General features: G+C 48.5%; 21 protein-coding genes, 2 tRNA genes, 3 rRNA genes and 1 pseudogene. 25 read left to right on the top strand and 2 right to left on the bottom strand.

Going from position 1 to position 26,356, the window contains the following annotated elements; translation table 11 throughout:
* The first annotated feature begins 168 nt into the window (after positions 1–168).
* The 17 genes and pseudogenes from BHK98_RS04570 to BHK98_RS04500 all read left to right on the top strand — a co-directional run bounded on the left by BHK98_RS04570 (position 169) and on the right by BHK98_RS04500 (position 15,475).
* The gene (locus BHK98_RS04570) at positions 169–528 is read left to right on the top strand and encodes a LytTR family transcriptional regulator DNA-binding domain-containing protein (RefSeq protein ID WP_075712393.1); all 360 of its coding nucleotides are present in this window, start codon (positions 169–171) and stop codon (positions 526–528) included.
* A gap of 468 nt (positions 529–996) precedes the next feature.
* Positions 997–2,512: ribosomal RNA gene (locus BHK98_RS04565) — 16S ribosomal RNA — on the top strand.
* A gap of 68 nt (positions 2,513–2,580) precedes the next feature.
* Positions 2,581–2,656, top strand: a tRNA-Ala gene (locus BHK98_RS04560).
* Between the two features lie 295 nt (positions 2,657–2,951).
* A 23S ribosomal RNA gene (locus BHK98_RS04555) occupies positions 2,952–5,832 on the top strand.
* 76 nt (positions 5,833–5,908) lie between these two features.
* Positions 5,909–6,025: ribosomal RNA gene (rrf, locus tag BHK98_RS04550) — 5S ribosomal RNA — on the top strand.
* Together the 16S, 23S and 5S rRNA genes with 2 tRNA genes alongside form the textbook arrangement of a ribosomal RNA operon.
* Positions 6,026–6,044: 19 nt before the next feature.
* Positions 6,045–6,119, top strand: a tRNA-Glu gene (locus BHK98_RS04545).
* 327 nt (positions 6,120–6,446) lie between these two features.
* Positions 6,447–7,205, top strand: coding sequence for a 30S ribosomal protein S2 (gene rpsB / locus BHK98_RS04540; RefSeq protein ID WP_075712392.1), 759 nt, complete (start codon positions 6,447–6,449; stop codon positions 7,203–7,205).
* A 22-nt stretch (positions 7,206–7,227) separates the two neighbouring features.
* Positions 7,228–8,142: a translation elongation factor Ts gene (tsf, locus tag BHK98_RS04535; protein WP_075712391.1), complete on the top strand. Its 915-nt coding sequence runs from the start codon at positions 7,228–7,230 to the stop codon at positions 8,140–8,142.
* 480 nt (positions 8,143–8,622) lie between these two features.
* Positions 8,623–9,597 (top strand): ORF6N domain-containing protein, encoded by a 975-nt coding sequence (locus BHK98_RS04530; RefSeq protein WP_075712390.1) that lies wholly within the window; start codon positions 8,623–8,625, stop codon positions 9,595–9,597.
* A gap of 513 nt (positions 9,598–10,110) precedes the next feature.
* Positions 10,111–10,611, top strand: a pseudogene (locus BHK98_RS04525) (type IV secretory system conjugative DNA transfer family protein); the annotation flags it as partial.
* A gap of 46 nt (positions 10,612–10,657) precedes the next feature.
* Positions 10,658–10,987 (top strand): hypothetical protein, encoded by a 330-nt coding sequence (locus BHK98_RS04520; RefSeq protein ID WP_465250939.1) that lies wholly within the window; start codon positions 10,658–10,660, stop codon positions 10,985–10,987.
* Between the two features lie 261 nt (positions 10,988–11,248).
* Positions 11,249–12,580 (top strand): ATP-binding protein, encoded by a 1,332-nt coding sequence (locus tag BHK98_RS04515; RefSeq protein ID WP_075712388.1) that lies wholly within the window; start codon positions 11,249–11,251, stop codon positions 12,578–12,580.
* A 184-nt stretch (positions 12,581–12,764) separates the two neighbouring features.
* Positions 12,765–13,091, top strand: a complete 327-nt coding sequence (locus tag BHK98_RS14200; RefSeq protein WP_465250938.1) for a hypothetical protein — start codon at positions 12,765–12,767, stop codon at positions 13,089–13,091.
* Between the two features lie 27 nt (positions 13,092–13,118).
* On the top strand, positions 13,119–13,601 hold the full coding sequence (locus tag BHK98_RS14195; protein ID WP_465250937.1) for a VirB6/TrbL-like conjugal transfer protein, CD1112 family: 483 nt from the start codon (positions 13,119–13,121) through the stop codon (positions 13,599–13,601).
* Positions 13,602–13,609: 8 nt separating this feature from the next.
* Entirely contained in the window at positions 13,610–13,762 is a 153-nt protein-coding gene (locus BHK98_RS13495; protein ID WP_158024460.1) for a hypothetical protein, read from the top strand.
* Positions 13,749–14,717, top strand: a complete 969-nt coding sequence (locus BHK98_RS04505) for a DUF5688 family protein (protein WP_075712387.1) — start codon at positions 13,749–13,751, stop codon at positions 14,715–14,717. Before BHK98_RS13495 ends, BHK98_RS04505 begins: the two co-directional genes overlap by 14 nt.
* Before the next feature lie 86 nt (positions 14,718–14,803).
* The gene (locus tag BHK98_RS04500; RefSeq protein ID WP_075712386.1) at positions 14,804–15,475 is read left to right on the top strand and encodes an IS110 family transposase; all 672 of its coding nucleotides are present in this window, start codon (positions 14,804–14,806) and stop codon (positions 15,473–15,475) included.
* 115 nt (positions 15,476–15,590) lie between these two features.
* On the opposite strand, the gene BHK98_RS04495 is transcribed toward BHK98_RS04500, so the two are convergent.
* The gene (locus tag BHK98_RS04495; protein WP_075712385.1) at positions 15,591–17,174 is read right to left on the bottom strand and encodes a transposase; all 1,584 of its coding nucleotides are present in this window, start codon (positions 17,172–17,174) and stop codon (positions 15,591–15,593) included.
* Positions 17,175–17,407: 233 nt separating this feature from the next.
* Here BHK98_RS04495 and BHK98_RS04490 point away from each other — a divergent pair, with 233 nt between their 5' ends.
* The 3 genes from BHK98_RS04490 to BHK98_RS13790 are packed head-to-tail and all read left to right on the top strand — an operon-like array spanning position 17,408 to position 19,843.
* Positions 17,408–17,680, top strand: coding sequence for a restriction endonuclease subunit S (locus BHK98_RS04490; RefSeq protein WP_075712384.1), 273 nt, complete (start codon positions 17,408–17,410; stop codon positions 17,678–17,680).
* 1 nt (position 17,681) lies between these two features.
* Complete coding sequence (locus BHK98_RS04485; protein WP_075712383.1) at positions 17,682–19,196, top strand: DEAD/DEAH box helicase family protein; 1,515 nt, start codon at positions 17,682–17,684, stop codon at positions 19,194–19,196.
* On the top strand, positions 19,193–19,843 hold the full coding sequence (locus BHK98_RS13790) for a type I restriction enzyme subunit R domain-containing protein (RefSeq protein WP_075712382.1): 651 nt from the start codon (positions 19,193–19,195) through the stop codon (positions 19,841–19,843). Before BHK98_RS04485 ends, BHK98_RS13790 begins: the two co-directional genes overlap by 4 nt.
* Here the strand turns inward: BHK98_RS13790 and BHK98_RS04475 are convergent.
* Entirely contained in the window at positions 19,840–21,327 is a 1,488-nt protein-coding gene (locus BHK98_RS04475) for a transposase (RefSeq protein WP_075712257.1), read from the bottom strand. The genes BHK98_RS13790 and BHK98_RS04475 overlap by 4 nt on opposite strands.
* A gap of 233 nt (positions 21,328–21,560) precedes the next feature.
* Here BHK98_RS04475 and BHK98_RS04470 point away from each other — a divergent pair, with 233 nt between their 5' ends.
* The 5 genes from BHK98_RS04470 to BHK98_RS04450 all read left to right on the top strand — a co-directional run bounded on the left by BHK98_RS04470 (position 21,561) and on the right by BHK98_RS04450 (position 26,161).
* Positions 21,561–22,397, top strand: a complete 837-nt coding sequence (locus tag BHK98_RS04470; RefSeq protein ID WP_075712381.1) for a hypothetical protein — start codon at positions 21,561–21,563, stop codon at positions 22,395–22,397.
* 10 nt (positions 22,398–22,407) lie between these two features.
* Complete coding sequence (locus BHK98_RS04465) at positions 22,408–23,898, top strand: ImmA/IrrE family metallo-endopeptidase (RefSeq protein WP_075712380.1); 1,491 nt, start codon at positions 22,408–22,410, stop codon at positions 23,896–23,898.
* Between the two features lie 35 nt (positions 23,899–23,933).
* Positions 23,934–24,761 (top strand): GIY-YIG nuclease family protein, encoded by an 828-nt coding sequence (locus BHK98_RS04460; protein WP_245796830.1) that lies wholly within the window; start codon positions 23,934–23,936, stop codon positions 24,759–24,761.
* Positions 24,762–25,487: 726 nt separating this feature from the next.
* On the top strand, positions 25,488–25,808 hold the full coding sequence (locus BHK98_RS04455) for a nucleotide pyrophosphohydrolase (RefSeq protein ID WP_075712378.1): 321 nt from the start codon (positions 25,488–25,490) through the stop codon (positions 25,806–25,808).
* Positions 25,809–25,834: 26 nt separating this feature from the next.
* Positions 25,835–26,161 carry a hypothetical protein gene (locus tag BHK98_RS04450; RefSeq protein ID WP_075712377.1) on the top strand — a complete coding sequence of 109 codons (327 nt, stop codon included), beginning with the start codon at positions 25,835–25,837 and terminating at the stop codon, positions 26,159–26,161.
* Positions 26,162–26,356: the final 195 nt, after the last annotated feature.

Here is a 26,356-nt window from a genome sequence, read left to right as displayed (position 1 = left end):
AAGGTAGGCAAAGGTCGGTAGAGGTCGGAGAAAGGGAGGCAAAAAAGCAGTTAGAGTCGGAAAAGGTCCAGTGATAAATTCGCACACTTGCGGTAAAATAATGAATACACACATTATTTTTAGACATGAGCATTTTGTAAGAGAGATAATGAAGAGGAGAGGAGGCTTATGATGGTTGACATGAATGTGGGTTACCTGCCGATTGTAACAAAAGCTTGTACGACGAGAGTGCGAATCAGCGATGTAATGATGATTTCCAGGAATTACCGAAAACTGGAGATAAAAGCGGAAAGCGGAGATTTCCAGTATTATGAGAAGCTGGATAATATTGCGGGATGTCTGGGCCGGCAGTTTTACAGGTGTTCGGACGGAATCATCATCAATTTTGAAAAGGTGGAGTGTATGAAGCAGCAAAGCATCACCTTCAGCAACGGATGCAGGGTTGAGCTTGGAAGGGACTGCTACCTGAAGGCGAGAAAGGCGTTTACGCAATATCTGAACGAGCAGTTTCAGCAGTACTTCAGGTGAGCCTGACAGATCCGATTCGGCCGCTGTCGTACCGACGGACACTGTTACACTGACGGTGAATTGAGAAACAGAGGCTGAAGAGCGGACGGCGTTGTTTTGCTCTATATAAAGGTAGAAATAACCTTTTCACAACGGGTCAAAAAAGAAGTTTGCAAAACCGGAAAAAAGATGTTGACAAGGGAGTAAACAGGTGGTAATATATTAAATGTTCGCGGCACACGCGAGCACGGAAACCTTGAAAAATGAAGGGTTCCGGAAGAACCTAGAAAACCACATAGACAGGAAACGAAAGTCAAACAAGACAAAAAGAAACAGGTTGAAACAACCTTGGATCATGTACCAAATGATCCCCAAGATTTCCTAAAACAGTAATACGGTAACAGAAACAACTGTAGAAACAGACGTTAGCGTCTGACCGGATTAAACGGAAGGAAAGAGATAGTAAGCCGAAAGGCTTAATATACCATTTTCATTAAGAGTTTGATCCTGGCTCAGGATGAACGCTGGCGGCGTGCTTAACACATGCAAGTCGAGCGAGAAATCGCGGAAGGAAGCTTCGGTAGAATTCCGGGATGGAAAGCGGCGGACGGGTGAGTAACGCGTGGGAAACCTGCCCTTGACAGGGGGACAGCCGAGGGAAACTTCGATTAATACCCCATAACGCAGAGAGACCGCATGGTCCATCTGCCAAAGATTTATCGGTCAGGGATGGTCCCGCGTCTGATTAGCTGGTTGGTGAGGCAGCGGCTCACCAAGGCGACGATCAGTAGCCGGCCTGAGAGGGTGAACGGCCACATTGGAACTGAGACACGGTCCAGACTCCTACGGGAGGCAGCAGTGGGGAATATTGCACAATGGGCGCAAGCCTGATGCAGCAACGCCGCGTGAAGGAGGAAGGCCTTCGGGTCGTAAACTTCTGTCCAAAGGGAAGAAGAATGACGGTACCTTTGGAGGAAGCCCCGGCTAACTACGTGCCAGCAGCCGCGGTAACACGTAGGGGGCGAGCGTTATCCGGAATTACTGGGCGTAAAGAGTGCGTAGGTGGCTTTGCAAGCGTAGGGTATAAGGCGACAGCCCAACTGTCGTTGGCCCCGCGAACTGTAAGGCTTGAGTACAGGAGGGGAAGGCGGAATTCCTAGTGTAGCGGTGAAATGCGTAGATATTAGGAGGAACACCGGTGGCGAAGGCGGCCTTCTGGACTGTAACTGACACTGAGGCACGAAAGCGTGGGTAGCAAACAGGATTAGATACCCTGGTAGTCCACGCCGTAAACGATGAGCACTAGGTGTCGGGCTCGCAAGAGTTCGGTGCCGGAGCAAACGCATTAAGTGCTCCGCCTGGGGAGTACGCACGCAAGTGTGAAACTCAAAGGAATTGACGGGGACCCGCACAAGCAGCGGAGCATGTGGTTTAATTCGAAGCAACGCGAAGAACCTTACCAGGGCTTGACATCCCTCTGAAAGGCCGGGTAATGCCGGTCCCCTCTTCGGAGCAGAGGAGACAGGTGGTGCATGGTTGTCGTCAGCTCGTGTCGTGAGATGTTGGGTTAAGTCCCGCAACGAGCGCAACCCCTGCCATTAGTTGCCATCATTCAGTTGGGCACTCTAGTGGGACTGCCGGGGACAACCCGGAGGAAGGCGGGGATGACGTCAAATCATCATGCCCCTTATGTCCTGGGCGACACACGTGCTACAATGGCCGTCACAGAGGGAGGCGAAGGCGCGAGCCGGAGCGAAACCCTAAAGGCGGTCCCAGTTCGGACTGCAGGCTGAAACCCGCCTGCACGAAGCCGGAGTTGCTAGTAATCGCGGATCAGAATGCCGCGGTGAATGCGTTCCCGGGTCTTGTACACACCGCCCGTCACACCATGGAAGCCGGGGGTGCCCGAAGTCGGTCGAAAAGGCTGCCTAAGGCAAAACCGGTGACTGGGGTGAAGTCGTAACAAGGTAGCCGTATCGGAAGGTGCGGCTGGATCACCTCCTTTCTAGGGAGACACGTTTGCTGTCTATGGGTTTACTGAGGTAAGCCCCATGGCGAGAGCCATGGAGATAAGGGGAATTAGCTCAGATGGGAGAGCACCTGCTTTGCACGCAGGGGGTCAAGGGTTCGAATCCCTTATTCTCCACCATTAGCCGAAGAGGCTGATGAAGGCGGGCCGGAAAAGGAGGCCTGCGGAAGTACCTTGAAAATCGAACAATGGAAAATGCAAACAATGCATCACAGAAAAGAGATCGAGATGAAATATCGTATAGGTATTAGCGAAGAAGCTAAGCAAATAGGGTAAGAAATCTACGATTTCAACCGAGAAGCCAAGAAAGCGAAAAACAGGAAAAGTTTTTTGACAAAGAAAGCCCATACATGAGCGCCATGTATGGCAGCCAAGGAGAACCGTATGAAGCGCGAAAGCGCGGCATACAGGAAAAGGCCAAGCAAAGAAGGGCATAAGGCGGATGCCTTGGCACTGGGAGCCGAAGAAGGACGTGACAAGCTGCGAAAAGCTGCGGGAAGGAGCACATATCCGGTGATCCGCAGATATCCGAATGGGGGAACCCGCCTGAGGTAATGCTCAGGCATAGTCATGCGAGTAAAGTAGTATGACATAAGGCAACGCGGGGAACTGAAACATCTAAGTACCCGCAGGAAGAGAAAGCAAACGCGATTTCCCAAGTAGCGGCGAGCGAACGGGAAAGAGGCCAAACCGGGTGCTTGCACCCGGGTTTAGGACCATCAGAAGACAGTAACATCCTAGTGGAACATGACTGGAAAGTCAGAGCGAAGAGGGTAAAACTCCCGTAGACGAAAGGATGAGCTGCAGGATGGGATCCGGAGTAGGGCCGGACACGTGAAACCCGGTCTGAAGAAGGGGGACCACCCTCCAAGCCTAAATACTACCCAGTGACCGATAGAGAAGAGTACCGTGAGGGAAAGGTGAAAAGAACCCCGGGAGGGGAGTGAAAGAGAACCTGAAACCTTATGCCTACAATCGGAGGGAGCGAAAGTGACCTCGTACTTTTTGTAGAACGGGCCAACGAGTTATGGTGTGCAGCGAGGTTAAGGTGCTGGAGCACCGGAGCCGAAGGGAAACCGAGTCTTAACCGGCCGCAGTTGCATGCTGTAGACCCGAAACCGGGTGACCTATCCATGTGCAGGTTGAAGTGTCCGTAAAAGGACATGGAGGACCGAACCCATATCTGTTGAAAAAGGTTGGGATGACGTGTGGATAGCGGTGAAATTCCAATCGAACCCGGAGATAGCTGGTTCTCCCCGAAATAGCTTTAGGGCTAGCCTCGTGGAAAGATGCCTGGGGGTAGAGCACTGAATGTTCTAGGGGCCTTCACCGGTTACCGAAAACTATCAAACTCCGAATACCAGAGCATCATACACGGGAGTCAGACCATGTGAGATAAGTTTCATGGTCGAAAGGGAAACAGCCCAGACCGCCGGCTAAGGTCCCGAAATTCAGGTTAAGTGGAAAAGGATGTGGGGTTGCTTGGACAGCTAGGATGTTGGCTCAGAAGCAGCCATTCATTCAAAGAGTGCGTAATAGCTCACTAGTCGAGTGACCCTGCGCCGAAGATGAACGGGGCTGAAACCTGATACCGAAGCCGCGGATACTGAGAAGTATGGTAGGGGAGCATCGTGTGCAGGCAGAAGCGGAATTGAAAGAGACCGTGGACAGTACACGAGAGAGAATGTTGGCATGAGTAGCGCAAGGCAGGTGAGAATCCTGTCCACCGAAAATCCAAGGTTTCCTGAGGAAGGTTCGTCCACTCAGGGTTAGTCGGGTCCTAAGGCGAGGGCGAAAGCCGTAGTCGATGGAAAACAGGCAGAGATTCCTGTACCACCGAAGGTCGCAGAGTGAAGCGGGGACACGGAAGGATAGGCTGAGCGCGCCGCTGGTCGAGCGCGTCCAAGCGTTGAGGGAGCATGAGCAGGGAAGTCCGTTCATGTGGAACTGAGGCGTTAAGGGGAGGCAAGAGAGCCGGAAGCAGCCGATTTCACGCCGTCAAGAAAAGCCGCTGGCGAGACCCAAGGTGCCCGTACCGCAAACCGACACAGGTAGATGAGGAGAGAATCCTAAGGTGAGCGAGAGAACCATTGTCAAGGAACTCGGCAAAATGACCCCGTAACTTCGGGAGAAGGGGTACCACGGAGACGTGGTCGCAGTGAAAAGGCCCAGGCAACTGTTTACCAAAAACACAGGTCTCTGCGAAAGCGAAAGCTGAAGTATAGGGGCTGACGCCTGCCCGGTGCTGGAAGGTTAAGGGAAAGTGTCAGAGCAATCGAAGCACGGAACTGAAGCCCCAGTAAACGGCGGCCGTAACTATAACGGTCCTAAGGTAGCGAAATTCCTTGTCGGGTAAGTTCCGACCCGCACGAAAGGCGTAATGATCTGGGCGCTGTCTCGACAATGGACTCGGTGAAATTGTAGTGCCGGTAAAGATGCCGGCTACCCGCAGCAGGACGGAAAGACCCCATGGAGCTTCACTGCAGCCTGATATTGAGCCTCGGCGCTGCATGTACAGGATAGGTGGGAGACTATGAATTAAGTACGCCAGTATTTAAGGAGTCATCGTTGGGATACCACCCTTGCAGCGTTGGGGTTCTAACCGTGCGTCGTAAGCCGGCGCCGGGACAGTGGCAGGCGGGCAGTTTGACTGGGGCGGTCGCCTCCTAAAGAGTAACGGAGGCGCCCAAAGGTTCCCTCAGCGCGGACGGAAATCGCGCGAAGAGTGCAAAGGCAGAAGGGAGCTTGACTGCGAGACAGACAGGTCGAGCAGGGACGAAAGTCGGGCTTAGTGATCCGGTGGTTCCGAGTGGAAGGGCCATCGCTCAACGGATAAAAGCTACCCTGGGGATAACAGGCTGATACCCCCCAAGAGTTCACATCGACGGGGGTGTTTGGCACCTCGATGTCGGCTCGTCTCATCCTGGGGCTGGAGTAGGTCCCAAGGGTTGGGCTGTTCGCCCATTAAAGAGGTACGCGAGCTGGGTTCAGAACGTCGTGAGACAGTTCGGTCCCTATCCGCTGTGGGCGTTGGAGATCTGAGTGGGGCTGTCCTTAGTACGAGAGGACCGGGACGGACTTGCCTCTGGTGCACCAGTTGTTCTGCCAAGGGCACAGCTGGGTAGCTACGCAGGGACGGGATAAGCGCTGAAAGCATCTAAGTGCGAAGCCCTCCACGAGAAGAGATCTCCCCCGCAAGGTAAGGTCCGTGGGAGACTACCACGTTGATAGGTCGGAGGTGTAAGTACGGCAACGTATTGAGCTGACCGATACTAATAGACCGAAAGCTTGGCCGGAAGGCATTCCGGAATGTGATGAAGAAGCAGGAACCATTGTTCGGTTTTGAGGGTACCAGCTCTCAGAAGAACTGAATCCGGTGGCGATAGCGAGGAGGTCACACCTGTTCCCATCCCGAACACAGAAGTTAAGCTCTTCAGCGCCGATGATACTTGGCGGGTGACTGCCCGGGAAAGTAGGTCGCTGCCGGTTCGGTTCTTCTTCATTATATGGCCCCATGGTCAAGCGGTTAAGACACCGCCCTTTCACGGCGGTAACTCGAGTTCGATTCTCGATGGGGTCACCACACGGCAGGATCTTTCCCGGATCCTGTTTTTTTGTTCAGGTTTTTCACAGTTCTTTTTTTGTTCGGAGCTGAGGGCTCCGGCTCCGATCCGCTGCCGCATCCGTCGAAAAGCACGCCGGAAAATACTTTGTAAAACCCTTGCAAATTACAGGGTAAAACGGCTAAAAAGGCTTGCAATTCCCCGAGATATCGCATATAATTATTGGTGGTTCGCCTTTTGAACCATAGAAATTTATCACACCCGGCTGTCTGCATGATGGTGCCGCACCTGCGGTTTGGATGTCAGAGTAGGCCGAGTGGGTGGAGAAAACCAGGAGGTATAACAAAATGGCAGTAATTTCAATGAAACAGTTACTGGAAGCCGGTGTTCATTTTGGACATCAGACCAGGAGATGGAACCCTAAGATGGCTCCGTACATCTTCACAGAGAGAAATGGAATCTACATTATCGATCTGCAGAAGACGGTTAAGAAAATCGAGGAAGCGTATGCGTTCATGAAGGACGTTGCCGAATCCGGCAAGCCGATTCTCTTTGTGGGAACAAAGAAGCAGGCGCAGAACGCGATCTTTGACGAGGCTACCAGATGCGGACAGTATTACGTCAATCAGAGATGGCTGGGCGGAATGCTGACCAACTACAAAACCATCAGCGGCAGAATTAAGAGACTGAACGACATCGAGAAGATGGAGGAGGACGGAACCTTTGAGAAACTGTCGAAGAAGGAAGTCACAAAGCTCAGAGCTGAGCATGACAAACTCCAGAAGTTCCTGGGCGGAATCCGTGATATGAAGGGAATGCCGGGAGCTCTCTTCATCGTCGATCCCAAAAAAGAGAGAATTGCCGTCAAGGAGGCCCGCATCCTGAACATTCCGGTTGTCGGTATCGTGGACACCAACTGTGATCCGGACGATGTTGATTACATCATTCCGGCAAACGACGATGCGATCAGAGCAGTCAAGCTGATTTCCAGCAAGATGGCGGATGCCGTAATTGAAGGAAACCAGGGTGAGAGCTTCGACGAAGGCCCGGCTGAGGGTGAGGCAGAGGCGGAGGCTCCTGCTGAAGAGACTGTTGACGCTGAATAATCACGATATGGAGGAATAGAACATGGCAGTAACTGCAAAGTTAGTAAAGGAACTCAGAGATAAAACCGGCGCGGGCATGATGGACTGCAAGAAAGCGCTGATGGAGACTGACGGCGACATCGACAAGGCTATCGACGTGCTTCGTGAGAAGGGATTGTCGAAGGCGGCCAAGAAGGCTGACAGAATCGCAGCTGAAGGTCTGGTCAGAGTTGCGTTCAACGAGGATCACAGCGAGGCAGCTGTCGTTGAGGTCAACTCCGAGACTGATTTTGTTGCTAAGAACCCTGAATTCATCGAGTTTGTTGAGACTCTGGCAAAGAAAGCGCTTGATGCTCCGTCTGATTCTCTGGATGACTTCATGGCGATGCCTTACGAAGGAGAAGGCACTGTCAAGGATGCACTGACGGCTAAAATCAGCAAGATCGGCGAGAATATGAACATCAGAAGATTCGTCAGAATGAATACGCCGGGAACGGTTTACACCGGATATCTTCACAATGGCGGTCTGATCGGAGTCATCGTCGGAATCAAGACAGATGCGACCGCTGAAGAGATCGAGGTTACCGCGAAGGACGTCGCGATGCAGGTGGCTTCAATGAGCCCGAGATTTGTGAACGAGAGCGAGGTTGACCCTGCGTGGTTGGAAAACGAAACTGAAATCGCCAGACAGCAGCTGCTGAACGAAGGCAAGAAACCGGAACTGCTGGACAGAATAATTCCGGGCAAGATCAAAGCGATTCTGAAGGATGTCTGCCTGGTTGATCAGAAATTTGTCAAGAACAGCGATCAGAGCGTTGCCGAGTATGTTGCCGAGGCCTCAAAGGCTCTGGGCAAGGATATGACCGTCACAGAGATGGTACGCTACGAGGTCGGCGAAGGAATCGAGAAGAAGGAAGAGGATTTCGCGGCTGAGGTTGCTGCGCAGATGAACAAATAAGGTTTCCCCCCGGATCATTACGGCGCTGCCGTCAGGTCGGAACCCTTGCGTTTCAGGGCATAAAGTCCTGAAACTGATGGGCACTTGGAAATACTGAATTTCCAAGGCTTAGAAAGACTGGAGGAACCCCTGAAAATGCACATTTCATGCATGTTCAGGGGTTTTTGCTTGCCCCTAACCCGGCGATTGCAAGGGTTATAAGTCCCTTGCAGAGCCGTAGGCAGGTCAGCCGTCAGGCTTGCCCGAAGCGAGGATGCAAGCTACGACGGCGTAGAGAGCAAAATACCGGATTCCCATGCATTTTTCGCCATAGAAGGGTGTGTTGTTCTGTGTTAGAATGAATGCATAAGATAAGGGCATCTTTTAAGGTCACAAATTGTGATTTTAGAGAATACCTGAGTGGAATTGTTATTTCATAACAATATATACAATCTTGATATCGAAGAATGCGATATCAAATCAGAGATCAGGAGACAATACATGGATGAAAAGAACGAGATCATGATTGTCGATGAGCAATCACTGAAAGATAAAATATATGTGATCCGCGGACAGCAGGTCATGCTGGACAGTGATCTTGCTGAGATATACGGATATGAAACCAGATATCTAAATCTGCAGGTGAAACATAACACCAACCGATTTCCGGAAGATTTCATGTTCCAGTTGACAAAAGATGAGTATGATGACTTGATGTTGAAAAATTCAACATCAAGTCATGGCGGTCGAAGAAAACCTCCGTATGTGTTTACTGAACAAGGCGTTTACCAACTTGCAACAGTGCTGAAGGGTGAGCTGGCAGAACAGCAGAGCGTTGCAATCATGCGAGCATTTAAAATCATGCGACAGTATATTTCTGTAAACCAAGGGCTATTACCCGAGCAGGATTTGTTCCGGCTATATGGAAAGCAGGCATTGTTAGAGAGTGAGGTAAGGGAAATCAAAGACAACATGATCACCAGAGCGGATCCCTCCGCCTTCATGAAGAACTTCGACCAGGGAATCGACGCAGAGGAAATCCTGATTCTGGACGGACAGCCATTCAAGGCAGATGTTGCTTATCAGAAGATCTACCGCAGCGCGAAAAAGTCTATTGTTATAGTTGACGATTACATCAGCGTTAAGACTCTTCAGCACCTTGTGCATGCAAAGGCAGGAGTTGATCTGACGATCATCAGTGACAACAGGAACCGGATCCTCAAGCTTGCAGAATATAACGATTTCATCACTGAATACCCTAAGAAAACTGTGACTTTCTTGCAGTCGCAGAAGAGGGCGCATGATAGATACATCGTTTTGGATAACGGCACCGCAAATATGAAGGTTTATCATTGCGGAGCAAGCAGTAAGGACGCAGGCAAGCGTATCACGACCATTACAAGGCTAATGGAGATTGATGACTATAAGCGGACGGTGAAAGAATCACTGGCTAATCCACCGCTGGTTTTGAGATAAAAGCAGTATTATGGTTTGCAGACGGTTTGCTTAGGTGAATATCAAAATTTGAAGACGAAAATGTCGACTTCAAGTGTAGATGGTGAAGCACGTGCAAGATAATGAATCTGGTAAACTGAGATAACTGTCTTCTAAAGGGATATTCCGAGTGTACTTTAAGACTTTAAGATGATATCGGATCTTATCAGAACAGTCGCATTTGAGTTGGGGGAGCGGGCAGCGGCCCAACTTTAATAAAACGCCGGATTGATAATAAAAAAATATTGAGTGGTCATTTCTCGAAAAACTTGGGAAATGACGGGTAGAATTGGTCCGGAAACATGCTATGAAAACCTGATGATACGATTGGATGCGACAATATGCGAAACACTGATTTTACAAGGGAAAGGGCTCCAAAATGCCGGTTTCTGTGTTCGCAGCAGCGGAGCTGATGTCGATTCTCAGTTCAAATAAAACCGCCGGACAGCTGAAATAATTAGCACTTCAGTTTAAGTAAAGTCGCTCAACAGATCAAGAGAGGTTTCCGTCAGCATCATCCTGCAGAACATGGCGCAGCTGAAGGCTTTGTTCGAGAAACAATGGGAGTCGATCACAGGCAACTGTGATGAACGGGTATATCTCGGCGGAAACGAGCAGAGCACACACAAGTATATTTCGGAACTGCTGGGCAAAGAGACTATAGACATGAATACCTATGGGCGAAGTTTTGGCAGGAACGGCAATTACAGCAAAAACGATCAGATCACAGGCCGTGAGCTTATGACACCCGATGAGGTCAGAATGCTTGACAATCAGTTTGCGCTGCTGTTCATCAGAGGCGAAAGACCGGTCAAAGATCTGAAGTATGATCTGTTGAAGCATCCGAACATCGATATGACATCGGACGGCAGGGCGGAGCCGTATATACACGGGGAAGCAAAAGATGTCAAATTCACCATCTCGCTCACAACGGACTTTGCGGATGCAGCCGATGCCGCAGGAATTGACAGCGCAGGATACGAGCTGCTGTCGTAAGAGGATATTGCTAAATAATACGAATAATCTGAGGAAGAAGACATCTATGAAGAAGAGTAAGACAACTGAGCTTGAAGAAATGAGTAAACTTGAGAGAAGAGGCTGTCGTATGCTGGTCATATACGGCGGCATAGTATGTTCCGTGACCCTCGGTGTGCAGATGGTATTTGCGGCAGGGGATCCGATCACAACGGTTAATAATTTGTCCACATTCATTTTCAGTCTGATCAGAGCGATTGGCATGATCCTGCTGGGGTTTGGTATCGTGCAGGTCGGCTTGTCGCTGAAGTCCCACGATTCGTCACAACGCGCCAACGGGTTCCTGACCCTGACGGGCGGGATTATTATAACTTTTCGAAAGAGATCCTGGACCTGATCGTAGGTTAGGAGCCCATACTCATGGCAGCAGCAATGCTGCCGGTTACATGGCCGGTTGGCAAATGTACTGATCGGTCTTTTATTATGTCCTGATTCAGGGGAGTTCCAATTCTGAAGAAATGCATATATTGCGCGATTAATAGTTTGAAGAAATGCATATAAAGAGAAAAATTTTGAAGAAATGCAGAATTTATAGGACATAAAGATTGAAGAAATGCAGAATCGGTGATACTATCAGGTTAGAGAGGAGAATATGAGTATGATATTCAAGAGAAAAGTGTACCCAAGGCTTCTGGAATGGAAGCAGAATTATGCGGATCAGTACGCAGTGCTGCTGGAGGGAGCAAGGCGTGTGGGCAAGTCAACTATTGCAGAGCATTTTGCCCGCAATGAATATAGATCCTATATTCTGATCGATTTTTCAAAGGATGCGGATAATATATTACAATGCTTTAATGATATTGGGAATCTGGATGTTTTTTTTCTGAGACTTCAGGCAGAGACAGGCATAACGCTGTATAAGGGAGAATCCCTTATTATATTTGATGAAGTACAATTGTTTCCGAATGCCAGGCAGGCGATCAAGCATTTGGTCAAGGACGGAAGGTACCATTACCTGGAAACAGGATCTCTCATTTCGATCAGGAAGAATGTAAAGGACATTCTGATACCGTCAGAAGAGATGAAAATACAGGTCTACCCGATGGACTATGAGGAGTTCTGTGATGCTGTAGGATATGAGTATTCACTGCTCGAAAAAATATATGAAACGAACAGACCGATCGGGCAGGCAACAAACAGAAAGCTGATGCGGGATCTGAGACTCTATATGGCGGTCGGCGGCATGCCGCAGGCAGTAGAATCTTATCTTGCAGGTAATAATTTTTCCGACATCGATCAGGTGAAGCGGCAGATCATTCAGCTGTATGAAGATGACTTCAGGAAAATCGATCCGTCGGGAAGGATTTCTTCTATGTATCACGCTATTCCGGCACAGTTAGCAAAAGATGCCAGAAAGTACAGGATAAATTCTGCCATTGGCAAGAGAGGCAATACCAGGGCTGAAGAACTGCTCTACGAGCTGATAGATTCCAGGACAATCATACCGTGTTACAATTCAACTGATCCCAGGGTCAGCCTGACGGATACTAAGGATTTTGATAGCTATAAGCTGTATCTGTCGGACACAGGCTTGTTCGTGACTGCTATGTTCCTGGACAGACCTTCAGTCGAAAATGTGCTATATTCAAAGCTTCTGTCGGATAAGCTTCCAGCTAATCTTGGGTTCTTATATGAGAATCTTGTTGCACAGATGATCAATTCTTCAGGTCGGGAACTGTATTATCATACGTGGGAAAAACCGAACAGTACTCATTATTATGAGGTCGACTTTCTGATCTCAAAAGGGAGTAAGGTCTCTGCGATAGAGGTGAAGTCATCGGGAATCGGAAAGCATGAATCGATCACTGAGTTCACAAGGAAGTATTCAGGTAATGTGGATTCTACTTATCTGCTGTCGCAAAAGGATGTTGGTGAAGAAGGCAGCCTTCGGAAAAAGCCGTTATATCTGGCGCCTTTCGTTGTGAAATAATCAATAGAGCATCCTGACTTATATATTACATGGCCGGTTGGCAAATACGCTGACCGGTCTTTTATTATGTCCTGATTCAGGGAGATCGGAGGTGAAACCACATGAAGAAGTTACTTGCAGCAGCTCTAGCATGCGCCGGAGCATTCGTTATTATCAGCAGTTGCCGGAAGGGAGGCAGAGATAAGTGTCAGATAACTGGGTAGTACAGAACCTGATGAATGCCCTGACGACATGGAACGAGAAGCTGGCAGAAGTCTGGCAGCTTCTCACCATGTCACCTGAGAAGTTCAAGGGAGGCGGCATCTGGCATGTGATCCTGAATATCAATGGTGCACTGCAGGCGGTGGGACTGGCGCTGCTGGTGCTGTTTTTCCTGGCAGGTGTGGTCAAGACCAGTGCCAATCTCGGCGAGATCAAAAGACCCGAGCATGCTCTGAAACTGTTCCTGCGCTTTGCCATTGCCAAGGGTGTAGTTACGTACGGACTGCAGCTGATGCTCGCAATCTTCTAGATTGTACAAGGTATGATGAGCTCTATCATGCGGACTGCAGGGATCGGAAGCGCACAGAAAGTGACTCTGCCGAATGAGATGATCAAGTCGATCGAAGACTGCGGATTCTTTGAGAGCATCCCGCTGTGGGCGGTGACACTGATCGGCAGTCTTTTCATCACAGTGATGTCCTTCATCATCATACTGACGGTCTATGGAAGGTTTTTCAGGCTGTATATGTACACCGCCATCGCCCCAATACCGCTTGCAACCTTTGTCGGACAGCCGACGCAGAACATCGGAAAGAGCTTTCTGAAATCATACCTGGCGGTATGCATGGAAGGAGCGATCATCGTACGGGCCTGTATCATATTCAGTCTGTTCGCATCAAGCCCGCCGGTGGTGGATACGGATGCCGCGCCGGCTGCGATGGTATGGAAGTATATCGGTGAACTGGCCTTTAACATGCTGGTACTCGTCGGGGCAGTCAAGATGAGCGACCGGGTCGTCCAGGAGATGCTCGGACTTTAGGCAAAATCATGAAAACCTATGGAAGAGGAAAGGAGACAGGATTCATGGAGGAAATCAACAGAATGAAACAGACAGAGGAGCAGAAGAAAAGGCTCCGCGAGATCACAGAGTGCATTGCGCAGATTCTGAGAAAGGAAGGGAAGAGGAATGAACAGCACTGAATTTTGCAGAGAAATGATGAATAAAATACCGGAATTCATACCGATGGATGCAAGGGCAGGCCTGGAACTGTCCATGCAGGAGGTCGTCAAGGTCAATGATCAGGTGCTGCACGGCCTGGTGTTCCGGCAGGAGACCAGAAATGCAGCGCCGACGTTCTATCTGGATGATGCATACAGGGATCATGAACGAGGCATGTCCATGGATCTGATCGCGGATAATATCGCAAAGGCATATATGGAAACAAAAGATATGGGGCCGGTGAGCATGGAAAGAATGCCTATGGAAATGCCGTATGAAAGTATTCGGGAACAAATCACCATGCGTCTGGTGGAGGTTAAGAGAAATAGACAGTTCCTTCAGGACAGGCCGTGTATGAATGTGGGGCACGGGCTTGCCGTAGCACTGGATATTCAGATCAGCGATGAGAACGGCGCAGGCCTTGTCAGCATCACCAATGATCTGATGGAGCATAACGGATATGACAGGCGGGAGCTTTTTGAAAATGCCATGGCGGATGCCTGGCGAAACGCACCCCCGACGTTAAGGGATATGCAGTCCAGCCTGTTCGGAATCGGAGGGGACAATATTCTTGATAATACCGGGTCGGTCGCTTCTGAAGACAAAGCCATGATGTATGTACTCTCCAACAGTGAATGCCGGTATGGTGCGGCTGCCATGTTCTATCCCGGCATGCAGGAGAAGATTGCAGAGAGTCTGGGTGAAGGATATTATGCACTTCCGAGTTCCCTGCATGAATATCTCATCATCCTCGAGTCTTTCGGGCTTGATCCTGCCGAGCTTACAAAAATGGTTAGAGAAGCGAACAGGAATGAAGGCGTGGTATCTCCAAAGGATGTCCTGTCCGATCAGGTCCTGCACTATGACAGGGAAGCGAAGCATCTGGACAATGTACCAATGGGAAGAGATAAGGAATCTCGTATGGAGACAATATGAAGTGACCTCCGGTTTGTAGCAACGTATACTGAAGTTAATCGAAACAACTCAGAAGCGGGGATTACCGCATACAAAAGGAGGCCACTATGAATACTATAGTTTATGTTGAAATGGGTGTCCATAAGGAAAGTTACACTTTATGCTGTTACACCTATGACCGCAATAAGGTCGAGTACAAACAGACGATTCCTGCGGATTACAGAATGATCCTCAAATATATGGAACGCATCCGTGAAAGATATGAAAGTGAAGTGAGATTCGTCTGCGGCTACGAGGCGGGATGCCTGGGATATTCACTCTACAATCAGCTTAAGGCTCATGCAGTAGAGTGCAGGATTCTGGCACCGACAACGATGGCGATCACTAACACAAACCGTGTAAAGACAGATCGACGTGACGCGGCGAACATAGCCAGATGCCTGGCATTCCGAACATACAGTGAGGTCTATGTTCCGGATGAAGAAGATGTATCCATCAAGGAATATATCCGGATGAGAGACGATCAGAAGCTGATGCTGAAGAAGATCAAGCAGCAGATACTGTCATTCGTACTCAGGAAGGGGAAACGCTTTGAAGGCGGGAAAACCTACTGGACGATAGCACATGTAAAGTGGCTCAGGAATCTGGAACTGGAAGGTCTGGATAAGGAAACACTGTCAGAATATCTGATCACTTACGAGTATCTCGTAGACAAGATCAAGAGGTTTGACGAACGGATCGAGGAATTAGCCGGTAAGGAAAATACAACGAAAAAGTGAAATATTTATCGGGAATTTCAAACCAGAAGAAACGAAAATGAAAGCCAGGAGGACTTAGGTAGATGACAGTACAGGCTGCAGATTATATCTATTAATACATTCCCAATCTGCCGGACTATACAGTACCGGCAGACGGGGTTGAATCCTTCCGGGGACGACCGCGCTTGCGCTTAGGTTTCGGCTCGGTTTCATCCTTGGGCTTGGGTTTACGCCCACGCTTCTTCGGTGCCGGTTTCGGCACAGGCCTTGCCAGACCGAGTGCTTCAAGCTCATCGAATACGAGTTGCAACGTGTGAACCCAATAGCCATCATCAGTCGCCGGCTCCTCCGGAGCATCTGCCTTTCGCCAGGCAGATGCCAGGTCATCCATCAGCTCGCCGTAGGATATCTTCTCGAGTAATCCTGCGTTCTGGGCCTTGCGGATAATCCGACAGGTGGCAACCGTTGATATGAAATTGATGAATTCGCTGCCGATGACGGAGAAGTCTCCCTGAACATCGGTGTGGTCCAGGCATTCATCGCTCTTGTACCGATTGAAGACCATCTCCAAAAGCCAGCGGTCTTCGTAACAGAGGTATGCGGCTTTTGGTTCCAGATCCTGATCGGATTCAAGAACGATCACTCCGAAAGTTGCCTGCTTCCTAGCATATTTCTCAGGAGAGAAGGTTCCTTTCTTCTGAGCATTCGCCAGATACGAGGCTTCTTCGGCGGATGCCTTCCTGGCATCCTTGAAGGCATACAGGTATCGGCCACCCTTGATCTGCTTCTTCTTGTAGACCACATGGGCATCGATGCCGGACAGCACGCCTTCGAAAGCGAGCATGTCATTGCTCGATATACGTGTGTCATTGCGCTTGATCGGTGTGAGGAAGTGCAGATCCGGACGTTCCTGTAGTTCCTCCTTGATCTTGCTTGGTGGGAATCCCTTGTCAGCGACAATGATCCCTTTGCGGATGTCATTGTCACGGATGAACGCCGGATAACTGCTAGCATCGATGCTGTTGCCGGGGAAGACCTCAGCGCACACCGGCTCCATCCGTTCAATGTCGTAGGCATACAGGACGGATACCTCGCAGATGCCGCGCACTTTTGCCTTGCGGGAGTACGCAGACAGGTCATTGACCTTGCTGTTGTCCTGCTTCAGCATCCCGTCGATGGCAATGTGATGGTCGGCAGCCGTTGCCTTCATTCGCAACTGGTAGAACTGTCTTCGTCTGGATCCGTTCATCCCGATCCGCTGAAGCAGACTGCCGATGGAATTCCTGGACATGGCTGCACCGGGATAATCTTTGCATACGAACGTCCTGAGGTAATGCGTCCGCGCTCGATCCGCTGTAATGGCTGGCTTGATAACCCGGAGGGTAGCCAGAGACATCATTGCATAGACATCGGATGCGTCGTATACCGCAAGCAGATCCTCCTTAAGGTCTGCAGTCACAGACTTGACCAGAGCAGATGCTCCGTAGGACAACATGTCCGGCAAGTCTGCACCCGGATCCTTTTCGGGGAGAGGAACAAACTTGTAGTCAATAATGTGACCGATAACCTTGCCGTTTTTTGGCTGCGGGTTGCCGCCGGGAACGTATTTCGAGGATCCTCGCTGCCGGACAGCATAGCGTTTGGGGCCATCCCCACCGTTGTCATCTACAACGGTATTGACTGGCCGGGGGACCGCTCTGATTTCAGCTGGTACTGGCATAAAAATCAACTCCTTTATATAGTCCTATTATATCATATCTGGACTATATATGGTAGTGCTTTATGCACTTTTTTACAAGAATCTTTCGCAGATTCTGGGGTGCTGCGCCGCCAAAAGGAGCTGTTTTCCAGGGTTGCTTGTCAACTGGTGCCTTGCTTTGAGGCGTAACACGGTATATTTGGCTGGATTACAGGCTTAACCTATAGTCCGGCATTTTGGGAAAGTATTATTTAATGGAATCAGAATTTATGCAGAGCCAAATTGAGGTTTCGATGGCTGGTTCCGCAATGCCGAGAACAATTCTCGTAAAAATAATGAATTACTATGGGATTCTATGCCCGATTGAGGAACAAAACGAAATTGTTTCTTTCTTAGATCAACAATGCTTGAAAATAGACAAAATATTGAGGGGTAAAGAAACTCAACTTGAAAGAATACGGTCTTTTAAATATTCGGAAATCTACGAATATGTCACCGGCAAGAAACGAGTAAAGGAGGTCGTGTAATATGCCAATCAGAGCCGACCAGTTAAAAGAGAAGGAAGATTATCAGAGGCTAATTATCGATCAGCTCCAGGATAATAATCACTTCCGGGAGCGCCCGAACACAGCGTATAAGCCCGGCCTTGCTATGGATACGGAAGTGCTGCTGGAATTCCTCGAGGACACGCAGTCGGATACGATGGATCTGCTCCGCCGGATGTATAAGAATCGCACGGAAGAGACGATCATCAATTACATCAATTCCGAAATCAACAAGGACAGCCGTGGCCTGATCGACGTCATCAAGCACGGCGTGGAGTTCGACAATGGCGCAACTCTTAAGCTGATGTACCGCAAGCCGGACAGCACGATCAATACGGAAGCCGTCGAGAACTATAAGAAGAACATCTTCTCAGTCATGCAGGAAGTCTACCACAAGGACGACGAGCGCATTGATCTGGTTCTGTTTTTGAATGGGCTCGCCATTTTTGCCGTTGAGCTGAAGTGCAATACTTCCGGGCAGTCAGTCGACGATGCGATCCGGCAGTATAAGGAAGAGCGTGATGCCTCAACCAGACTGTTCAAGACGCGCGTCGGAGTGTTCGCTGCGTTTGCGATGGATCTGAATGAGGTATACTTCACTACCGAGCTTAAAGGAGCAGACACATTTTTCAATCCATTCAACATCGGCGAGAATTTCGGTAAGGGAAATCCGCATAACGAAAATGGCATCAATGTCTCCTATATGTGGGAGAAAATCTGGACGAAAGATAATATCCTGTTCCTGATCGAGCGCTTCATTTACATTAAGAAGAAAGAGCGCAGGAATCCGGACACCGGAAAAATCAAGAAGGCCAAGGAACTCATCTTCCCTCGCTTCCACCAGCTCAGAGCCGTGGAGCGCGTGATGAATGATGTGATTATCAACCATACGTCCTGCAACTATCTGATCGAGCATTCCGCAGGCAGCGGCAAGACGGAAACTATCTCATGGCTGGCACATATTCTTGCGACGGTTCACGATGATGCGAATCAGAATGTTTTTGACTCTGTGCTTGTCATTACAGATCGTATCGTGGTTGACCGCCAGCTGCAGGAGGCTATCCTCGGAATCGAGCACAAAAGCGGTCAGGTAAAAGTTATGGACGACAAGTGTGACTCCGAGGATCTGGCGAGCGCGCTGGGCGGTAATACGAAGATTATCGTAACCACGATCCACAAATTTTACTATATCCTGAACAACAACCTTCTGGGCAATCTGAAAGACAAGAAATTTGCTGTCCTGATCGATGAGGCACATTCTTCCACGGAAGGTGTCTACATGCAGTCTGTCACAAGCGTTTTGACGAATGAAGAAAGCGATGGCGACGGTGATGACAAGACTGAAGAAGATAAAATGCTCGAAGAAATCCAGAAAAGCGGTAAGCAGAGCAACGTTTCTATGATTGCATTCACCGCTACGCCGAAGCCCGACACGATTCAGCTGTTTGGAACGCTGAACGCAATCGGAAAAAAGAATCCTTTGATTTGTACTCCATGAAGCAGGCAATCGAGGAAGGCTATATCCTGAACGTGCTGGACAACTATGTTACATGGAAGACATACTGCCACATTAACAAGGCTATTCAGGATGATCCGGAGCTCGCATCTATCACTGCCAAGAGGAAAATGGCTCGCTTCATTGACCTGCACGATACGAACATTGCGCAGAAGGTTGAAATCATTATCGAGCATTTCCGGGCGAATGTCGCGGGATGCCTTGGCGGGAAAGCAAAGGCGATGGTCATTACTTCCTCTCGCCCGGCTGCCGTGAAGTACCGGCAGGAATTCGAGAAGTACATCAAGGCCAAGGGCTATACAGGAATCAAAGCCCTCGTTGCATTCTCCGGCAAGGTCAAGCTGAACGATAAAGAATATACCGAAGAAGGCATGAATGACATCAAGGAAGAAGAGCTCCGGTATGAGTTTGACCGCAGTTGCTACCAGGTGTTGATTGTCGCCGACAAGTATCAGACAGGATTTGATCAGCCAAAGCTCGTCGCAATGTATGTGGACAAGAAGCTGAAGGGCGTCGCGGCAGTTCAGACGCTGTCACGCTTGAACCGTATCTGCCCGCCGTATGACAAGACGACATTCGTCTTGGACTTCAAGAATGAGTACGATGATATTAAAACACTGAAACATTAGTTTTCACGTAATAGGTCGACTCCGAGTGTGTTCAGCACACGATGAGTCTTCTTCTGGATAGCTGAAACGCGGTACCCTTCGGCATCGCCGGCATCGACTTTGTAGATGTTCTTTACCAGCTTCAGGACATCCTCGGCTGAATAGCGTTCGTCAAGCCCGGTGCTTCTGAGTGCATTGAGCAAGCCATAATAATACAACAGGCTTATATGGTTCAGGAACGCCCAGCCACGGAAGTAATCATCTGTGCGTGCATGAGATGCAGAACAGATGACGCTGTTCTTCAGGTAATCGAAGCACTGCTCAATATCCCAGCGCTGCTTGTACGCAAGATATATCTCCTGCGGCTCCACGTCGAGATTGCTGCAGAATGAGAAGTATCCCATACGGATCTGCTTGAGGACATCTTTTGGCTTACGGTCTTCTTCGCCGTAGTCATTCTCAGCCTTGACCACATAGCGTTCGACAAGCTCTGCCTTGCGTATGTCGTCACGGAACGTGTATATGAAGTTGCCCTTGTTACCGCTGGATTTCTTTCGGTACCAGACAGGCCTGTGGTTGTAGGAAAACACATCATCGAATTTGTTGTCGTCTTTGTCTTCATAGAAGGAATTTTCAACATTCACGGTGTTGTCCTGCAGAGGCAGGATATATTTCATCCCAGCCTCCATCAGCACAGAAAGGTTCCTCTTTGAGTAGAAACCCTTATCTGCAATGATGATGCAGTCCCTGCACCCGGACGCCTTTACCGTATCGATGAATGCCGTCTTGTCAACTATCGATCCCTGAAGAATGCGGTAGAAGACCGGCATGTGAGTATCCTTCTCAAAAACATACAGCATGCGAGCCTGAGTGTTCCGGCTGTGATCAGGATTGTATCCTTTGACCGCCAGCGAGTCCTGCGACCTTGAGAAGATCGAAGTGCCGTCAAACAGCAGAGTCGTGCTCGGCATGACACGGGACCTCATGAATGCATCGATGGTATCCTGCATGGTGCCAAGCTTAGAAACGAATCTGCGCACGGATGTCTCAGATGCTGCGATGTCCCCGCAAATGTCACTCATATATGAGTCAAGGAAAACCGGCTGGATCATCTTTGCAGACGAGACCCTGTCCACGAGTCTGATCAGTGAGATCGTTCTTATCTCCCGGAACATGTTCGGGAAGAATGTCTTGATCTGATCACTGAGATCAGGAGAGAGCTGCTGCATCAACTCATATGCGCCATAGTTCTTTACTACTGGTGCCACATCAGGGGCGATGTGCATCTTTGCCATCAGCCTCAGTCCGTTGGCATTAGGGATGAACCCGTCAGCCTCGGTGATCTTGCCAATGCTTTTGCCAGTTACCTTCTTCGGACGGTTCTTTTCGGGATCCCATTTGGATGAGATCTGGTAGACATAATATTTGTCGTCACCGAATCGGCGGATCTCCACCGCTCCGAATTGTGCAGGCTTTTTCTCCTTGATCGATTGCGGAATGCTCATTTTGGTACCTCGAATATATACGTTAATTACGTAATAAGTGTACCAGATATGTAGTGCTAAATCAAGGGTTTCGAATACAAAATATTGCGCAAAGCCAGTATTTCAGGCACTATAGAGCTATGCATTGATCTGGAAGCCTTATTATGTACGTAATTTAGCAGGATTCATATATACGTTAAATTTGAGGTTTCAGTGTTAAAAAGGCGTTTGAGCCTTACTACAAGGATACGATTTTGTTCCAGACAATTTCGCCTTCCGATATTCGTGATCTGGACCGGGAAATTGATGAGTATGATTTCCTCGATGCTGACGACATAGATGAGTTCAATAAGTATCTTTACCAGCCGTCACGTTCCACAAAGGATAAACAGCGGATGTGGGCACTGCTCGACAAATCGCTGAAGATTATCATGAAGTGCCCTGAAAAGGAGCAAATGGAAATCAAGATCACCATGCGTCGGTTCCTGAAAGGATACTGCTTCCTGATTCAGGCAACAGCGTATGAGAACATCGAGTTCCATAAACGTTATAACTTTATGTCGTACCTGATCAAGGAACTGAATCCGGGTAGCGGCGGAAACAACTTTGATATTGCAGATAAAATCACAGTCAGTGATTTCAGGCAAAAACAAATGGAAGAACACACCGGCGGCGAAATAGAAGCAAAGCCGGAAGTGAAAATCAAGAAGCCAAAGCCCGCAAGCCTCGAGGAGCAGCAAAAGAAAAAACTCTCTCAGATTATCGATGAAGTCAATGCTCTGTATGATAAAGACTATGAGCCGGACTTCACTACGAAGGCGGCGATGCAGCTTCGTGACCTTCTGCTCAAAAATGACGAATTCAAAGAGCGGCTCAAGAAGAGCGCAAAGAGCAATCCGATTGATGAATTCAAGTTCACTTATGACGATTGTATTCAAGACGCACTTGTGGAGGGCTATGACCAGAACGCTGACTTCTATACACTTCTTCTTAATAATGAAGAAGTGCGCGCAAAATTTGCCAGCGTCTTTATGCTGAGGTATACAAGATTCTCCGTGACGAGAAGGATGATTAATTCGAGAGGAGGGTGACAGTGACCGCATGGAGAATCCATTTTTCCACTATGTAGATGATTTTGAAGAAGAAGCTGAAGCCTTCCTCAAAAAATATAACTGTGCAGATGCAGTTGAAAATCCGCGCCGGATACCGATTTGTGAAATAGCGACAAGGCTCATGTCTCTTGATATTGTCGAAACGGAGTATTTGTCACCGGACGATAGCACACAAGGAGCCATCGCGTTTTCAAAAGGAACAATAGAGGTTTACGACTGGTCATCGGAGGAATACACCGGCTATGAGGTTTCTGGACCGACAGTTTTCGTCGATGCGGATATTATCAATGCCGGTAGGATTAACAACACGCTGGCTCATGAATGTTACCACTGGTGGCGGCACAGGAACTATTTCAACTATAAAAGAATACATGATAAAAGCGTGGAGTTCGGTATCCGCTGCAATCGGTATGATAAAAGCCAAAATCAAGACCGGGGTAAGTGGTCAGATGTCGAGCGGATGGAATGGCAGGCACGTACAATAGCTCCTAAAATTCTGATGCCGAGAAAAGCCACGAAGAAAAAGATTGAGGCTTTGTATGCCGGATTCTCCTCTACGGGAAATGACCGTGCCAATTGCACGAAACTAGTAATCGCTGCTCTTGCCGACTTCTTTGCAGTTTCAAAGCAGTCCGCCGCAATAAGGATGACGGAGCTTGGGTACGATGATGCAGCGCCGTTTACTGATCCAAACAGCGCGGCTAATGAAAGCGGAAAGCAAAGAGAGCGCACCGGCTCAAAGGCAACACGTCATCAGCTCCCCATTACAGTTGAAGACGCGTTTAAGCTGTACCTTGAAAACGAATCGCTCAGAGAAACGATTGATACAGGCGTTTTTTGCTTTGCTGATGGATATTTTGTCCTGCGCGACTCAAGGTATGTCCAGTCAGAAGGAACTGTTCACCATCTGACCGAGTATGCGAAAACTCATCTTGCTGAATGTACACTCGACTTTTCTGTCAGGCTGGTAGCGGAACAGTATCTGATTCACGATACATCATCCTACATGATGTACCGATCGGATACGGTTTTCAAAGAAGAAAAGTCGTTTGATGCCAACACTCAGAATACTGAGATTTATAACAAGGCTAAAGACTTTGAGAAGAAGTTTCAACGATCTGCAGCAACACACAAGACGGCAAACGAACTTCTCTGGGAATATATGTGTAATGACCACTGGAACACGGCAATTTTCATAGATAGGACGAACCTCGGCCCAATGGATTATACAAGAGGACAGAAGCCAAACCATAGATTCAAAATGCCAGCTCTTGTCGCGATGGGTGTCGGTTTAGGGCTCGACCTTCAAGAGATGGAGGAAGTACTCGGTCTTGCTGGCCTTTCTTTCAAGAAAGGTGATCATGAGCAGCAGGCTTATCAATATTTATTTTCAGGGATGTATGGGCATTCGATTGAAGAATGCAATGAGTTTTTAGAAGCAGTCCATGTACCAACACTTGGAACACACGAAAGGAGCTAAAAATGCCATACGGAAAAACAATCGAGCTGTTCCTCGTGAACGGCACAGCGGATAGCATCATAACAGCAGAGCTTTCAAACTGGAACGGCAAAGCAATCAAAATCCCGCGTATCGAGGTTCAGTCCTGTACCCGTGACGATATTACGCAAGCTGGAGTTTATTTCCTGTTTTGCAAAGAGGATGATGATTCTGATTCCGTTTATATTGGTGAATCAGAGAATGTGAAAGAGCGGCTCGTTCAGCACTTGCGTGATTATCAGGCAGATAAGGAAAAATACTACTGGACGACAGCAGTCATTTTTACTGGACGCGATCTCAATAAGACGCTGATCAGATACCTTGAGAATCGGCTTGTAGAAACAGCGAAAAGCTGTAAGCGGTATAAGATTCTGACGAAGAATACCTATTCAAATACAGTGATGAAGGAATCCGACCGAGCCGTCATGGAAGAATTTATCGATGACATAAAGGTTGTCATCAACGCGCTCGGATACAAGGTTCTTGAACCGTTGCTCCAGCATAGTCCTTCCAATCCTTCTGACGATGAAGAACTGCTTTACATATCGACTGGTGCGGCGAAGGCAACCGGAAAGACCACAACCGAGGGGTTTGTAGTTCTGCAAGGAGCCGTGGTCAATGAAAAATTGAATGCGAAGTCGGTGAATACTGGGATTGTGAAACTCCGGGAGAAATGGACGGAGGAAGAGAAATTAAAGGATCTGGTTACGACGGAAGACCTGCTTTTCTCCAGCTCTTCTGCAGCGGCTGATTTCGTTCTCGGGTATAGCGTCAGTGGGCCTAAGACGTGGAAGGATAAGAACGGCAGATCGTTGAAGGAAATTGAAGCCGAGAAAAACGAGTGATACCTTTTATCGTTACCACACTTTTCAGCGATAACCATACATTTCAGCGATAGCACATGTTCTCACAGAAAGGAGGGTGCAAAACGATGATGACACAAACGAATCGATTCACAAGTAGGGTTTCATATCGCCGGATGACAGGGTATTTCCATAGTATTCGCGCACTGGAAATGCTGCTATTTCAAGCCGTTTTGAGCCGATTACATCAGGAAGTTAAAAATCACCGTTGTATCAAAGACGGCACGCCGATAGATCGACTATGAGGATACGGACAGTTATCAGCTCACATCGATGTTCATCAACGACAGAGGGCGGTTGCTCAGACAGCTTTTGGCGCGGTGATAAGTGCAGCCGGCGTAGCATTAGGGTCATGGCTTAAGAAACTGACAGCTAAGGGATTCAAGCGGGCAATGGTAATTCTGACTATCTTGCTCCTGATCCTGCCGATCCTGATAATGCTTCTGTATGCTGCATATGAAAATTATCAGATTGTGTCTGCCCATTAGATTTCCGTTGGATCTGATAGGCGCATACGTCGTATTACACCATTAAATATATCTGCTGCGCATATCGGCTCTGCTTTTGTCATGGATATTTGTCATGGATAGATGTATGGTTCTGTGCTAAAATAAAGACGTGAGGTCTCATATCCTTTGAAATCACAAAATGTGATTCTACCGGGATGTCAGGAGACAGAAAAAAACCTTGAGGTCAAGGCAGAAAACAATGAAACAGGAAACAGTAGAACGCATACGCAAATTTACGGAAGACCGGGACTGGGAGCAGTTCCACACACCGGCGAACCTGGCCAAGTCTATTGCCATTGAGGCGAGTGAGCTGCTGGAATGCTTTCAGTGGAATGACACGGACTATGATCTGGAGCATGTGAAGGAGGAACTCGCTGACGTGATGGTCTACTGCCGAAATATGCTGGATGTGCTGGAGCTTGACGAGGACGAGATCATCAATTCCAAGATGACAAAAAATGAGGCTAAGTATCCGGTGGAGAAAGCAGCCGGCAGAAGCACAAAATATGATCAGCTGTAAGCAGAACGCAAAGGGAGGAGGAATTCATGGCGTATTTTGAACATAAAAAGAGCGACTGGAAACTGTTCTGCGAAAGACTTCCTGAGTGGCAGGAGAAATATATGGAGAGGCTTATTGAGGAATACATTGAATATCTTCAGGGCGATGATCCGGCTTCAACGAAATTCTGGGAAATGGAGAAAAGAATCAGACAGGACAGACGAACACCGGGCGTATTTCTTAGATTGGAAAAGAGTAATATGGATTTTGATATAATTTGCCTGATTCGCGATGGTGTAATTGGATTCGGAGATCTGGAGGGATTCAGTCATGAACTGATTAATCGAATTGAGGAACTTAATGATGCGCATTGATTAGATTCAAAGAGACAGAGTGGGCGTCCGGGCTGAAACAGCCATGCTAAGGCAAAGCCTGGTGCACTGAAGTGAAAGATTCTGCGTGGGGAATTGATTCGTCTTGATTTTCTTTATGAATGACCTTTTTCTTTTCAAATGTGTTATAATCGTTCAAACACTTGAACGAAAGAAGGGGTGCGAATGACTGTTGTA

Source organism: Hornefia porci (genome assembly GCF_001940235.1).
Lineage (GTDB): Bacteria > Bacillota > Clostridia > Peptostreptococcales > Anaerovoracaceae > Aminicella > Aminicella porci.
Note: the sequence above shows the minus strand (reverse complement) of the source record. Positions and strands in the feature narration are given on the sequence as shown.

Excerpts from the sequence above, each read along its gene's own strand:
- BHK98_RS04570 (WP_075712393.1), top strand. The coding sequence starts at position 169 with ATGATGGTTGACATGAATGTGGGTTACCTGCCGATTGTAACAAAAGCT.
- rpsB (WP_075712392.1), top strand. The coding sequence starts at position 6,447 with ATGGCAGTAATTTCAATGAAACAGTTACTGGAAGCCGGTGTTCATTTT.
- tsf (WP_075712391.1), top strand. The coding sequence starts at position 7,228 with ATGGCAGTAACTGCAAAGTTAGTAAAGGAACTCAGAGATAAAACCGGC.
- BHK98_RS04530 (WP_075712390.1), top strand. The coding sequence starts at position 8,623 with ATGGATGAAAAGAACGAGATCATGATTGTCGATGAGCAATCACTGAAA.
- BHK98_RS04520 (WP_465250939.1), top strand. The coding sequence starts at position 10,658 with ATGAAGAAGAGTAAGACAACTGAGCTTGAAGAAATGAGTAAACTTGAG.
- BHK98_RS04515 (WP_075712388.1), top strand. The coding sequence starts at position 11,249 with ATGATATTCAAGAGAAAAGTGTACCCAAGGCTTCTGGAATGGAAGCAG.
- BHK98_RS14195 (WP_465250937.1), top strand. The coding sequence starts at position 13,119 with ATGCGGACTGCAGGGATCGGAAGCGCACAGAAAGTGACTCTGCCGAAT.
- BHK98_RS13495 (WP_158024460.1), top strand. The coding sequence starts at position 13,610 with ATGAAAACCTATGGAAGAGGAAAGGAGACAGGATTCATGGAGGAAATC.
- BHK98_RS04505 (WP_075712387.1), top strand. The coding sequence starts at position 13,749 with ATGAACAGCACTGAATTTTGCAGAGAAATGATGAATAAAATACCGGAA.
- BHK98_RS04500 (WP_075712386.1), top strand. The coding sequence starts at position 14,804 with ATGAATACTATAGTTTATGTTGAAATGGGTGTCCATAAGGAAAGTTAC.
- BHK98_RS04495 (WP_075712385.1), bottom strand. The coding sequence starts at position 17,174 with ATGCCAGTACCAGCTGAAATCAGAGCGGTCCCCCGGCCAGTCAATACC.
- BHK98_RS04490 (WP_075712384.1), top strand. The coding sequence starts at position 17,408 with ATGGAATCAGAATTTATGCAGAGCCAAATTGAGGTTTCGATGGCTGGT.
- BHK98_RS04485 (WP_075712383.1), top strand. The coding sequence starts at position 17,682 with ATGCCAATCAGAGCCGACCAGTTAAAAGAGAAGGAAGATTATCAGAGG.
- BHK98_RS13790 (WP_075712382.1), top strand. The coding sequence starts at position 19,193 with ATGAAGCAGGCAATCGAGGAAGGCTATATCCTGAACGTGCTGGACAAC.
- BHK98_RS04475 (WP_075712257.1), bottom strand. The coding sequence starts at position 21,327 with ATGAGCATTCCGCAATCGATCAAGGAGAAAAAGCCTGCACAATTCGGA.
- BHK98_RS04465 (WP_075712380.1), top strand. The coding sequence starts at position 22,408 with ATGGAGAATCCATTTTTCCACTATGTAGATGATTTTGAAGAAGAAGCT.
- BHK98_RS04455 (WP_075712378.1), top strand. The coding sequence starts at position 25,488 with ATGAAACAGGAAACAGTAGAACGCATACGCAAATTTACGGAAGACCGG.
- BHK98_RS04450 (WP_075712377.1), top strand. The coding sequence starts at position 25,835 with ATGGCGTATTTTGAACATAAAAAGAGCGACTGGAAACTGTTCTGCGAA.